Raw genomic sequence first — 13,027 nt, 5'->3', positions numbered from 1 at the left:
GGGTTATCCTGTTGTCCAGCGGAATCCGTCATCGCGCCTCTTCACACGGGCGCAGTCATGAATCAAATTGATAATCATCATAATGATCATGAGGCAGTGCGTTTGCGTACAAAAGGCCGCCGGAGGGGTTCCGACGGCCTTTCGGGTATTGAATTTGCCTTGGTGTCTTAAAGTTCCGACATCAGTTGCGCTTTGGCTTCCGTCATCAGCTCTTTCATCTTGGCGCGGATCGTCGCCTCGTCGGCCTTGTCGCCAAGATCGCCGGACACCTTGCGATAGACGTCCTCGTCGCCCGCTTCTTCGAAATCTGCGCGGATCACTTCCTTGGCGTAATCGGCCGCCTCGGCGTCGGATTTGCCCATCAGATCGGCAGCCCACAGTCCCAGCAGTTTGTTGCGGCGGGCTTCGGCCTTGAACTGCATCTCTGCATCGTGGGCGAATTTGTTTTCGAACGCATTTTCGCGGTCTTCAAAGGTGGTCATGCGGGGCTCCTGCAAATGGTTGTTACCCTTGATATGCCCATGCTTTCGGGTCGGCGCAAGGGCGGCGTGCATTTGTCCTGTCTCGCTTTGCTTGTCTGAGCCGCGCGGGTGCCGTATAGGCTCCGCTAACGAGGGGCCGCCGAGTCCCGCCCCGCGCGGGACGCCGCGCCACAGGAGATGCCCATGGCACGCCGCAAGAAGATCTACGAAGGCAAAGCGAAAACGCTGTATGAAGGCCCGGAGCCGGGAACCCTGGTGCAGTATTTCAAGGACGACGCCACCGCCAATAACGCGGAGAAGCACGGCGTTATCGAAGGCAAGGGCGTGCTGAACAACCGCCTGAGCGAGTTCTTCATGACCGGGCTCGGCCATATCGGCGTGCCGACCCATTTCATCAAGCGCCTGAACATGCGCGAGCAGTTGATCCGGGCGGTCGAGATCATTCCGCTGGAAGTGATTGTGCGCAACTACGCGGCGGGCTCCATGGCGAAACGTCTGGGGATGGAAGAGGGCACCATGCTGCCGCGCCCTATCGTCGAGTTCTCTTATAAGGACGACGCTTTGGGTGATCCCTTGGTACCAGAGGAATACATCATTGCCCTTGGCTGGGCGAGCCAGCAGGATCTGGATGACATCGTTGCACTGGCCTTGCGCGTCAACGACTTCATGTCGGGCGTCATGTATGGCGTCGGCATCAAGCTGATCGACTTCAAGATCGAGGTCGGACGCCAGTTTGACGGCGACTTCCAGCGCCTTATCGTGGCCGACGAGATTAGCCCCGACAGTTGCCGCCTATGGGACATGGAAACCGGCCAGAAGCTGGACAAGGATGTGTTCCGCCGTGATCTGGGCAACCTCGCGGACGCCTACACCGAAGTCGCACGTCGTCTGGGCGTGCTGCCAACAAACACCGCGCCCATGGGCAAGCCCACCTTGATAAACTGAGGCATAGCGCGCCGTGATCCTTCGTCTGCTCAACTCGATTGCTGCACGGTTCCGCAAGCCGTTGAAATTGGGCAGTCCCGCCGCAAACAAGCTGGTTTTGGTGGAGATTGCGGAGCAGGGGGATGATGGCTCTGAGGAGCGTCACGTGCGTCACTTCGCCTATCCGCTGCGCGGCCCGGATGCAGCTGGCAAGCACGACGCCGTGGAACTGTTTGCCGAAGCGGGGCTCGACGTCTCCGACGCACAATATCGCGGCGGTGTCATGGGCGAGCATTATGCCGCTGTCGCTGACACAGAATTTGACCAATTGACCGACAGCCTTCGTGACGAGTTCGCTCGGATTGGCTGGGAATATGACGGCTGGGAATGTGCCGTCCTGAAACGCTGAGGGAGCAAATATCATGAAAGCACGCGTCCATATCATGTTGAAGAACGGGGTGCTGGACCCGCAGGGCGAAGCGATCCGCCATGCTCTGGGAACACTGGGGTTTTCCGGTGTGAACGGCGTGCGTCAAGGCAAGGTGATCGAGCTTGAACTGGCCGATGGCACCACCGAGGCGACCGTCAAGGAGATGTGCGAGAAGCTTCTCGCCAACACCGTGATCGAAAGCTACACCATCGAGATGTCCTGATGCGCGCCGCCGTCCTTCGCGAATACAACGCCCCGCTGTCTATTGAGGATGTGCCGGAGCCGGATTGCCCGAAGGATGGCGTTATCCTGAAGGTCATGGCCTGCGGTGTGTGCCGCTCTGACTGGCACGGCTGGGTGGGCGAGCATCCCCGCGTGAAGCCGGGCCAGATTGGCGGGCATGAATATTGCGGCGAAGTCGTCGAGGCAGGGCCTTTGGCGTCGCACAAGGTCGGCGACAAGCTGATTGCGCCGTTCATTCTGGCTTGCGGCGCGTGCCCGTCCTGCCAGCAGGGTAACCAGAACACCTGCCCGAACCAGCGCCTGCCGGGATTTATCGAGCCGGGTGCCTTTGCTGAGTATGTTGCTGTTCCGTTTGACCACAACCTGACGCATTTGCCCGAAATCCTGTCCCCGACCGTGGCGGCGGGTCTTGGCTGCCGCGTCACGACCGCGTGGCACGCCCTGACCGGACGCGCAGCGCTGCAACCGGGAGAATGGCTCGCAGTGCATGGGACCGGCGGCATCGGCCTGTCCGCGCTGCTGCTGGGCGTGGCGATGGGCGCACGTGTTATCGTGGTGGATATCGTAGAGGAGAAGCTAAGCCATGCTATGGGCTTGGGAGCCGAAGCTGCGGTAAACGCCAGCGACGGTGATGTCGCAGCGCGGATCAGGGAGATCACCGGTGGCGGCGCTCATGTGTCGGTAGAGGCTCTGGGCTTGCCCGTGACCACCAACGCCTCCATCGAGTGTTTGCGCCCCTTGGGCCGCCACGTGCAGGTGGGCATGCCCGTGGGGCATACCGCCAAAATGGAGATCAACATGAGCGCCGTCTACCAAGGCAATCTGGCGGTCTACGGCACCCGTGGAATGCCGCCGTGGAAATACCCCAGTTTGTTGGCGTTGATTACCAGCGGTCGCATTGATATGTCGCCGCTGATTGCCCGCGAAATCGGGCTATCCGGCGTGTCGGACGAGCTTGCCGCCTTCAACGGGCCAACCCCTCCGGGTGTGGCCGTCATCACTGATTTTCTGAGCTAAAGGACCGTTTACCATGAAAGCTGCCGTCATCGTTTTCCCCGGGTCCAATTGCGACCGTGATCTGGCCGAAGGCTTCCGCCAAGAGGGCTTCGACGTGTCCATGGTCTGGCACAAGGACACGTCCCTGCCGCAAGGCATGGATGTGATCGGCATTCCGGGTGGGTTTTCCTTCGGGGATTACTTGCGCTGCGGTGCCATCGCCGCGCAGTCGCCGATTTGCCGCGCTGTCGTGGATTACGCCCACAAGGGTGGGCATGTGCTGGGGTTCTGCAACGGGTTCCAGGTGCTCTGCGAAACCGGCCTGCTGCCGGGTGTGCTGATGCGCAATGCGGGGCTGAAGTTCGTGTGCCGCCAACAGGTGCTGCGGGTCGAGACGGCGGACAGCCCTTTCACCAACGCCTATAGCAAAGGTGATGAGGTTACGGTGCCGATTGCACACCATGATGGGAACTTTTCCGCCGACGCCGACCTGGTCGCCCGCCTGCGCGGCGAAGACCGCGTGGCATTCAGCTATGTGGGCAACCCCAATGGCTCGACAGGCGATATTGCGGGAATTCTCAGTGAAAACCGCCGTGTTCTGGGCATGATGCCGCATCCGGAGCGTGCTTGCGAGCCGGCGCATGGCGGCACCGACGGACAAGGCGTGTTCAAATCTCTGGCCGGGATTCTGGCATTGGCATAACTCCGCCTAAGGGTGCGCTTGAGACTAAGCTGGCACTCACCTAATCTATGGGCATGAAAACGACGCCTCCCACAGGCGGGACCGCAGGTAAGACGGTGCCGCCCATGACGCAGCGGCCATCACCCAAGGTGACGTGGCTGGTGCGTGGCGTGGTTATTGGACTGATCGCCTTAGCGGTCGGTATCATCTGGATTTCCAACCTGTGGCTGACGGACCGGTTCACCGAGACGACGCGCAACCGTGGCGAAATCCGGCTGGCCTTGTATTCGAACGCTATCACGTCCGAGTTGCAGCGCAATCGTGTGGTGCCGCTGCTGCTGTCACGCGATCCGGTGATGATCTCTGCCCTGAACTCCAACGACTACTCGGCCACCTCACGCCGACTGATCTCGTTCTCCGAAGAGATTGGCGCCGCCGGGCTTCGTCTTCTGGATCAGGACGGCGTAATCGTTGCATCCTCGGACCGCAACGAGTTGGGCGCGGCCTTCCGCAATTCGCCGTATTTCGTCGACGCCTTGCGCACCAATGATACGGTGTTCAACGCCACACAACTCGAGAGTGGCGCGTATAAGTTCACCTATGCCCGCCGGATCGAGTCGGAAAAGCAGGGCATCGGCGTGATTGTGGTCGATGTAGACCTGCGACAGTTCGAGACCCGCTGGCGGTCTCCGTCAGAGGCGGTGTTGGTGACGAACTCCGAAGGCCAGATCGTTATCGCGACCGACCCCCGTTGGCGCGGGCTGGAGATCACCGAAGCGCTGGAGCAGCGCACGCCCGACAGCGCCTTGCGCCGTGCGTTCGATGCCACCGGCGGTCTGTTCGACATGGAGCAACCCGACGCCTATTTCCAAGGCGAGGCCGTTATGGAAACGGTCGGCCGGATCCCGTTCCGTGGCTGGCGGATCACCTCGTTCTCGACCTATGCCAGCGTGCGGGAGCGGGTGAATGGCGTCCTCGCCATCGAAATCATGGCTTTTGCCATCCTGCTGGCCCTGACGTTTTTCGTGCTGTCCCGTCGCGCACAGTCACAAGCTGGCTTCTTCCGTCGCGAAAGCGAAGAGTTGCGCGCGCTAAACCTACGTCTGAGCCGCGAGATTGCAGAGCGCCAGAAAGTGCAGAAAAACCTGGAAGTGGCGGAGCAATCGCTGGCTCAATCACAAAAGCTGGCCGCCTTGGGTGAAATGTCCGCTGCCGTCAGCCACGAGTTGAACCAACCGCTTGCGGCCATGAAAACCTACCTCGCGGGGGCGAAACTGCTCTTGCAACGCCGTCGTCCTGACGAGGCGCAGGCGTCGTTCCAGCGCATCGACGATCTGATCGAGCGCATGGGCGCGATCACCAAACAGCTCAAAAGCTACGCCCGAAAGGGTGGCGACGCGCTGGAGCCTGTGGACTTGCGCGATGCCGTGCGCGGTTCGCTTTCGATGATGGAGCCGCAGTTGAAGCGCGGCGATGTGCGGGTGATCTCAACCCTTCCCGACGAGCCTGTCATGGTTCTCGGCGACCGCGTGCGGCTGGAACAGGTGATCATCAACCTGTTCCGCAACGCGCTCGACGCTACCAAGAGCGTATCGAAACCGCAGGTCGAGATATTGCTGAACTCCGGCGAGACCGCCGTGTTGAGCGTGCGCGATAACGGGGAAGGGGTCAAAAGCCTCAAGGAACTGTTCGAGCCGTTCTACACCACCAAGCAACCGGGCGAGGGGGTCGGCCTTGGGCTGGCGATCTCGTCCGGCATCGTGTCCGATCTGGGCGGTCGCCTGACCGCGCGCAACGGCCAGTCGGGCGGCGCGGTCTTTGAGATGCAACTGCCGATCCTTGGACAGGACGCGATCAAAACACAACCACCGACACCATTACCCGTCTCGACCACCAAAATCGAGGCCGCCGAATAGGCGCACTACAATAAAAGGAGCCAGAGTATGGCCAACAACGCATTGAAAATCGCAATCGTCGACGACGAGCAGGACATGCGTCAGTCGATTTCCCAATGGCTTGCACTCTCGGGCTATGACACGGAAACCTTTGCCAGCGCCGAAGACGCCCTGAAAGGCATCGGCACCGACTACCCCGGCATCGTGGTCAGCGACATCAAGATGCCCGGAATGGACGGTATGCAGTTTCTCAAACGCCTGATGAGTCAGGACAGTGCGCTGCCGGTCATCATGATCACTGGTCACGGCGATGTGCCCATGGCCGTGGAAGCTATGCGCGTCGGTGCGTTCGATTTCCTCGAAAAGCCGTTTAATCCGGACCGCATGACCCAGCTTGCCAAACGCGCTACAATTTCGCGGCGTCTGACATTGGACAGCCGGGCGTTGCGTCGGGAGTTGTCCGACGGGGCGGCGCTGATGAAGAAGCTGATCGGCTCCTCGCCCGTGATGGAGCGTCTGCGTGAAGACATTCTGGATCTGGGACAAGCGGACGGCCACGTGCTGATCGACGGGGAAACCGGCTCCGGCAAGACGCTGACCGCCCACGCGCTTCACGCTGTTGGTCCGCGTGCGGGTAAGAAGTTCGTGACCCTGAGCTGCGCCGCGTTCGACGAGGCCGCTTTGTCCAAAAAGCTGTTCGACCCCGTCGTCGAAGGAGAAGAGCTGCCACTGGTCGAGCAGGCCCGTGGCGGGACGCTTGTGTTGGAAGACATCGAGGCCTTGCCTGGCACCCTGCAAGCGCGGCTTTTGCAGCTGATCAACGAGCAGGGCAGCCCCGCCGAGACGCGGATCATCGCGATCTGCAACACGCAGGAGCAGGACAAGACCTGCGAGGATTTGGTCCGCGCCGATCTTTACTATCGGCTGGCCGCAATGAAGATCACCATTCCGCCGCTGCGCCAGCGCGGCGAGGATATCCTGACGCTATTCAACCGCTTCGGCGAGCAATTCGGTGAGGAATACGGCTCCGACGCGCCGGAGGTCTCGGCCCAAGAGGCGGCGCAGCTTTTGCAAGCGCCATGGCCCGGAAATGTGCGCCAGTTGATCAACGTCGCGGAGCGTGCGGTGTTGCAAAACCGTCGCGGCTCCGGCTCCATCGCCTCGCTGCTCATGGCCGACAACTCGGATATCGGCCCTGTGGTTACGACCGAGGGCAAGCCGCTGAAAGAGTATGTCGAGGCGTTCGAGCGGATGCTGATCGACAACACGATGCGCCGCCACAAGGGCTCCATCGCATCCGTGATGGACGAGCTTTGCCTGCCGCGCCGGACGTTGAACGAAAAGATGGCGAAATACGGGTTGCAGCGCGCGGATTATGTCTGACAACGGCCCGTACTCTGCGCGACAAGGCGGGTAATCTGCGCGGTCTGCGATTGTTCATTGTAATTGGCACTCAAACAATACTATGTGTTGTGGACGGTCCGGTGCCCAAATGTGGCGCATTGGATCGGTAAGAGTTTCACTGCAGCTATGCCTGAAGGACAAAACGGGCTCAAGCACCGCAGGATTGACGGCCCCCCGGGGCCATCGCCGCTGGCTCGCAAAACGCGCCGTGGCACCATTCGTAAGGCTCGCGTCGGCAATCGATCTGAGTCGGAGACAAGACCGCGATGAGACGCGACAGGCACAGCATCGGACAGCGTGACAGGGGAAAACCCCTTGCGTCGCACGTCCGTTTGCAGCCATCCGCGTCCAGGTTCGCCCCAACAAGACATCCCTCCACATCAGCCGCGCCCCCTGGGGCGCCAATGTCGTTGGCCGGATGCAATCGGAAAACATGGCTAAGAAAATGCTTATCGACGCCACCCACGCGGAAGAAACGCGTGTCGTGGTGGCAGACGGAAACAAGGTCGACGAGTTTGACTTTGAATCGGAAAACAAGCGCCAGCTAGCTGGCAATATATATCTCGCAAAAGTTACTCGGGTCGAGCCGTCGCTTCAGGCGGCCTTCGTCGATTACGGCGGAAACCGGCATGGCTTCCTCGCCTATTCGGAAATCCACCCAGACTATTACCAGATCCCGATGGCCGACCGTCAGGCGCTGATCGAGGAAGAACTGGAATATGCCCGCCAGCAGGAGGAGGAAGACGAGAAGCCCAAGAAATCCTCGCGCTCCCGATCGCGGTCGCGTTCGCGGTCCCAGAAGGCGAAGACCGACGACGCAGTCGTGACGGAAGAAGTGCAGGAGGACGTGTCGGAAGACGCGACCGAGGGCAAGGAAGAAGGCGCGGTAGAAGCGGAAGTCACGACGACAGAGGCCGAAGTGGACGCCGCTATTCCGGGTATGGATGTGGTTGATCTGGAGGCCGATGCCGACAGTGACGATGCTGTCGACACGCCCGAAGACGATGATAACGATGATGATGACGAGCCATCGGCGACGGACAAAGACGAGAACATCGAAAGCGTCGCTCAGGAAGACCTGACTGAGGAAATCCGCGCACCGCGCAAGCCGCGTGCCAAGCGCTACAAGATTCAGGAAGTCATCAAGGTTCGCCAGATCCTGTTGGTTCAGGTGGTGAAAGAGGAGCGGGGCAACAAGGGCGCCGCGCTGACCACCTACCTGTCGCTGGCTGGCCGCTATTGTGTCCTGATGCCGAACACGGCGCGTGGTGGCGGGATTTCTCGCAAGATCACCAACGCCGCCGACCGCAAGAAACTGAAAGAGATCGCCAACGAGATCGACGTGCCTCTCGGCGCGGGTCTGATCGTGCGCACCGCAGGTGCACAGCGCACCAAGACCGAGATCAAGCGTGACTACGAGTATCTGCAACGCCAGTGGGAGCAGGTCCGCGAACTGACGCTGAAATCCATCGCTCCGGCGCAGATTTATGAGGAAGGCGACCTGATCAAACGGTCGATCCGCGATCTCTACAACAAGGATATCGACGAGGTTTTCGTCGAAGGCGAGGCGGGCTACCGCGTGGCCAAGGACTTCATGAAGATGATCATGCCGTCCCACGCCAAGAACGTGAAGCGCTACACCGACCCGATGCCGCTATTCGCCCGCCATCAGGTGGAATCCTACCTGTCGGGCATGTTCAACCCGACGGTGCAGCTGCCCTCTGGTGGCTACATCGTCATCGGTGTGACCGAGGCGCTTGTGGCCATCGACGTGAACTCCGGCCGCGCGACCAAGGAAGGCTCGATCGAGCAGACCGCGTTGAAGACCAACCTTGAGGCCGCCGCCGAGGTGGCCCGTCAGATGCGCCTGCGCGATCTGGCTGGTCTGATCGTGATCGACTTCATCGACATGGACGAGCGCCGCAACAACACCGCCGTCGAGAAGCTGCTGAAGGAAAAGCTGAAAACCGACCGTGCGCGGATTCAGGTGGGACGCATCTCGGGCTTCGGCCTGTTGGAAATGTCACGCCAGCGTCTGCGCCCCGGTATGTTGGAGGCGTCCACGCAGCCTTGCCCCGCGTGTCATGGCACCGGCCTGATCCGCTCCGACGACAGCCTTGCGTTGACGATCCTGCGCCAGCTGGAAGAAGAGGGGACGCGCAAACGCTCCAAAGAGGTGCTGCTGAAGGCGCCGATCGCGGTCATCAACTACCTGATGAACGAAAAGCGCGAGCATGTGGCCCAGATCGAGAGCCGCTACAACATGGCGGTGCGTCTGGAGGCCGACGCGCATCTGGTCAGCCCGGACTACACCATCGAAAAGTTCAAGACCGCGACGCGTGTGATCAACCCAATCGCCGCTAATGTGGTCTCCATGGATAGCATCGACATGTCCGACATCGACGAAGCCGAGGAGGAGGTTGAAGAGGCTGAAGTGGTGTCCGAAGCCGTATCCGAGGCGGTCGCCGATACACCCGAATTGGACGAGGACGGCAACCCGAAGAAGAAGAAGCGCCGCCGCCGTCGTGGTGGGCGCGGGCGTTCCAAATCTTCGTCGCAGCGGTCGGACGATGTTACATCGGACAACGACGACGCGCAGGATGATGCGAAAACCGCTGACAGCTCGACGCAGCAGGCCGAGCCGGAAGCTTCACCGGATGTCACGGAGGAGGCTGAAAAGCCAAAATCCAAGTCGCGCTCCCGTAGCCGGTCTTCGTCAAAACCGGCATCTGATGCGAAGCCGGAGAGCGATACGCCAGCGGAACCGGTAGAGGCGACGCAGGAGGTGGAAGCTGAGGCCGAGGAGAAGCCGAAGAAGTCCACCCGCTCGCGGTCCAAGAAAAAGACGGAAGACGCGGAAACCCCAGCGGCGGAGGCTGCCGAGGCTGCACCGGAAGAGAAGCCAAAGAAAGCCACCAGAAAGCCTTCTGCGTCTCGGTCGAAATCGACCAAGCCCAAGATCGAAGAGGCAGCGCCCGCGTTGGCGGTCGTTGAAAGCACGGCACAGGTTGAGGCATTGGCCGAGACTGCGCCCGCAGAAGAGCCGAAGCCGAAGAGGACCCGTACGCGCGTCTCGAAGCCAAAGGCACCGGAGGAGGTCGCCGCCGAGCCGGTAGCGGAAGCCCAGCCCGAGCGTGAAGAGACCAAGCCGAAGCGAAAAGGCTGGTGGTCACTGGGCCGATAGGTCGCGAAAGCCGAAACAGGCATGGCCGGACCAACGGCCCAGCCCTTCGCAGCAAATGATGCAACCGCCGAATATGTCTTCGGCGGTTGTTTCCTTTTGGGGGGAGAAATCCCTTCACATAGATTGTCCTTTTCGACCCCAGGCTTTTTCGTGAGCGCTGTTCCAAAGAGCGAGGCACAAAAGTTTCAAGGCATATCCGCCCCAGTGATTGACCGCGGGCGCGGGGACTGGTTTGAAGCACGAAACACCGCAACCCTGCGAGGATATCATGCGAATTTCAAACCGCGGCGACGTGGACCCGTTCATTGTCATGGATGTGATGGAGCAAGCCCGCCGTCTGGAACAAGCTGGCCGCTCTATCATTCACATGGAGGTTGGCCAGCCGGGGACGCCCGCTCCCGAAGCCGCCCGCGCCGCACTGGCCGAGGCGATGGAACGGGACGCACTTGGCTACACCGTGGCGCTTGGGTTGCCGGAGCTGCGCCAGGGGATCGCCAAGCTCTATGCCGACTGGTACGGCGTCGATCTGGACCCCGAGCGGGTTGTGATCACGGCAGGCTCGTCGGCTGCATTTGTCCTGACCTTCGCCGCTTTATTCGACGCGGGGGAGGTCGTCGGCGTGACCGAGCCGGGCTATCCATCCTACCGCCAGATTCTCAAGTCCCTAAGCCTGTCACCATATCCGATCCCGACCCACGCCGCCGACCGCCATGTCCCGAAACTGCCCAAAGCAGATTTGGCTGGGCTGATCGTGGCCTCCCCCGCAAACCCGACGGGAACGATGCTGTCAAAGGACGACCTCGGCGCATTGATTGCGGAGTGTCAGGCGAAAGGCACTGCCTTCATCTCGGACGAGATTTATCATGGCGTGCAATACGAGGGACGTGCGGTGTCGGCGCTCGAGCTGTCGGATGATGTCTATGTGATCAACTCGTTTTCCAAGTATTTCTCCATGACTGGCTGGCGTTTGGGTTGGATGGTGGTCCCCGAATCTCACATTCGCCGGATTGAGCGGCTGGCGCAAAACATGTTCATCTGCGCGCCACATGCAGCCCAGATCGCGGCGCTAGGTGCGCTCGGTGCGCGGGACGAGACGGAGGCTATGCTGGCAGTCTACCGCGAGAATCGCCGTTTGATGTTGGAGGGGCTGCCGAAAGCGGGCTTCGATAAAATAGCACCGCCGGATGGGGCGTTCTATATCTATGCCGATGTGTCCGACCTCACGCAGGACAGCCTTGCTTTCGCAGCCGAAATTCTGGAGGGAGCCGGGGTCGCCGTGACGCCGGGTCTGGATTTCGACCCAGTGCGCGGACACACGACTTTGCGGTTCTCCTACGCGCGCAGCACCGCTGATATTGCCGAGGGGCTGGATAGATTGACGCGGTTTATGGCAGGGCGGGACTAATTCGCCTCTTCGCCAGTCTTGGGAAACCTGATAGGGTGCGGGCAAAAGAACAAAGGCGGTCATGAGCAGGCTGATCTCACAAATGGCGGTGGTGTCTCTATGGTACGTAGGGATGACCCTAAGCGCGGCGTCGCAAGACCTGCGGGCCTTGGCGCGTGTCGATATGGACGCGTCGCAGGTGGGCGACAGCTATGGTGAAACGACTTTATCGCTTGTCCTGACACAGGCAGTTCCCTACCGCGTGCAGGTGTTCGACGCGCCGTGGCGCATTGCCGTGGATTTCCGTGAGGTGGCGTTCGAGCCTGATCTGAGCCGCTTGGACCAGTCTGACCGTGTGGCAGAATTACGGGCAGGTGTGATCCGCGACGGCTGGTCACGGCTGGTGCTGGAACTGGTGGAGCCGATGCTGGTCGAGAGCGCTGGCATGGTGACCGATCCGCAGGATGGTGATGCTATCATTACGGTGCGTCTGGAACCTGCTGACGAGGCGGAGTTTGCGGAGCGTGCGGCATCAGATACCGTGGGTGTCAAAACCTGGGAACAGGGCGCTGCCGCGCAGTTCGGCAACGTGCGCCCGATGGTTGTGATCGACCCGGGCCATGGTGGCGTCGACCCCGGCGCGCAGCGGTTCGGCGTCGATGAGGCGGACCTGATGCTGCAATTCGCCCGCGAGCTGCGGGAGCAGCTGCTGCGAACAGGACGCTACGATGTGATCATGACCCGCGAGGATGACAGCTTCGTATCGCTGCCTCAAAGAGTGTCGCTGGCTCGTGCCGCAGGGGCGGATGTGTTCCTGTCTCTCCATGCAGACGCGCTGGCCGAGGGGCGGGCGACGGGCACGACGATTTACACATTGTCGGACGAGGCGTCGGACGAGGCTTCTGCTAAACTGGCGGAAAGGCAGGACCGTACCGATATCGTTCAAGGCGTCGATCTGACGGCGCAGGATGACCGGATTGCCACCGTGCTGATGGATATGGCGCGGCGCGAAACGACCCCGCGCACGGAACGTCTGGCAAACGCATTGGTAGGCGGGTTGCGCAATACGCTGGGCGAGTTGCACAAACGTCCGCGACTGGAGGCGGGGTTTTCGGTGCTCAAGGCCCCCGACATTCCATCGGTGTTGATAGAGTTGGGGTTCATGTCGTCCGAGAAGGATATGAAACGACTTCAGGATCAGGTCTGGCGCAGTCAGGCTGCGGCGGGAATTGTTGACGCGTTGGACCTGTGGGCACTGGAAGATGCGGCGATCGCCGCAGGTCGGCAGTGACGTCGGGAAAACGTGATCGGATATGGCTGGATTCAGCCAGTTTTCCCCTACCCAGCGTTTTGACGTCGGGCGATGTGACGCATATATACAGAGCTGAACCCACTAGGGAGCA

11 protein-coding genes are annotated in these 13,027 nt (G+C 60.8%); 10 read left to right on the top strand and 1 reads right to left on the bottom strand.

The genetic code is table 11. The features are described from left to right. Positions 1 to 167 precede the first annotated feature (167 nt). A complete protein-coding gene (locus tag THALAR_RS05710) occupies positions 168 to 482 on the bottom strand; it encodes a DUF1476 domain-containing protein (protein ID WP_040817776.1) in 315 nt (104 codons plus the stop codon). 183 nt (positions 483 to 665) lie between these two features. Here THALAR_RS05710 and purC point away from each other — a divergent pair, with 183 nt between their 5' ends. The 10 genes from purC (at position 666) to THALAR_RS05660 (ending at position 12,915) form a co-directional block, all read left to right on the top strand. Then, positions 666 to 1,427 carry a phosphoribosylaminoimidazolesuccinocarboxamide synthase gene (gene purC / locus THALAR_RS05705; RefSeq protein WP_021100548.1) on the top strand — a complete coding sequence of 254 codons (762 nt, stop codon included), beginning with the start codon at positions 666 to 668 and terminating at the stop codon, positions 1,425 to 1,427. Positions 1,428 to 1,440: 13 nt separating this feature from the next. Continuing rightward, positions 1,441 to 1,815 (top strand): ribonuclease E inhibitor RraB, encoded by a 375-nt coding sequence (locus THALAR_RS05700; RefSeq protein ID WP_021100547.1) that lies wholly within the window; start codon positions 1,441 to 1,443, stop codon positions 1,813 to 1,815. Positions 1,816 to 1,828: 13 nt separating this feature from the next. After that, positions 1,829 to 2,059 (top strand): phosphoribosylformylglycinamidine synthase subunit PurS, encoded by a 231-nt coding sequence (gene purS / locus THALAR_RS05695; RefSeq protein WP_021100546.1) that lies wholly within the window; start codon positions 1,829 to 1,831, stop codon positions 2,057 to 2,059. Then, positions 2,059 to 3,096: a zinc-dependent alcohol dehydrogenase family protein gene (locus THALAR_RS05690; RefSeq protein ID WP_021100545.1), complete on the top strand. Its 1,038-nt coding sequence runs from the start codon at positions 2,059 to 2,061 to the stop codon at positions 3,094 to 3,096. The genes purS and THALAR_RS05690 overlap by 1 nt, the downstream gene beginning before the upstream one ends. Positions 3,097 to 3,109: 13 nt before the next feature. Beyond that, positions 3,110 to 3,778, top strand: a complete 669-nt coding sequence (gene purQ / locus THALAR_RS05685; protein WP_021100544.1) for a phosphoribosylformylglycinamidine synthase subunit PurQ — start codon at positions 3,110 to 3,112, stop codon at positions 3,776 to 3,778. A gap of 104 nt (positions 3,779 to 3,882) precedes the next feature. Then, on the top strand, positions 3,883 to 5,673 hold the full coding sequence (locus tag THALAR_RS05680; RefSeq protein ID WP_051153665.1) for a sensor histidine kinase: 1,791 nt from the start codon (positions 3,883 to 3,885) through the stop codon (positions 5,671 to 5,673). 27 nt (positions 5,674 to 5,700) lie between these two features. Further along, the gene (locus THALAR_RS05675) at positions 5,701 to 7,035 is read left to right on the top strand and encodes a sigma-54-dependent transcriptional regulator (protein ID WP_021100542.1); all 1,335 of its coding nucleotides are present in this window, start codon (positions 5,701 to 5,703) and stop codon (positions 7,033 to 7,035) included. A 454-nt stretch (positions 7,036 to 7,489) separates the two neighbouring features. Then, a complete protein-coding gene (locus THALAR_RS05670) occupies positions 7,490 to 10,240 on the top strand; it encodes an Rne/Rng family ribonuclease (protein WP_040817771.1) in 2,751 nt (916 codons plus the stop codon). 268 nt (positions 10,241 to 10,508) lie between these two features. Continuing rightward, complete coding sequence (locus THALAR_RS05665) at positions 10,509 to 11,645, top strand: pyridoxal phosphate-dependent aminotransferase (protein ID WP_021100540.1); 1,137 nt, start codon at positions 10,509 to 10,511, stop codon at positions 11,643 to 11,645. Positions 11,646 to 11,706: 61 nt separating this feature from the next. Continuing rightward, positions 11,707 to 12,915 (top strand): N-acetylmuramoyl-L-alanine amidase, encoded by a 1,209-nt coding sequence (locus THALAR_RS05660; protein ID WP_021100539.1) that lies wholly within the window; start codon positions 11,707 to 11,709, stop codon positions 12,913 to 12,915. Positions 12,916 to 13,027 lie beyond the last annotated feature (112 nt).

Origin of the sequence: Litoreibacter arenae DSM 19593, assembly GCF_000442275.2 — a bacterium.
GTDB classification, from domain to species: domain Bacteria; phylum Pseudomonadota; class Alphaproteobacteria; order Rhodobacterales; family Rhodobacteraceae; genus Litoreibacter; species Litoreibacter arenae.
The sequence above is the reverse complement of the archived record's forward strand: the minus strand, read 5'-3'. Positions and strand labels throughout refer to the sequence as shown.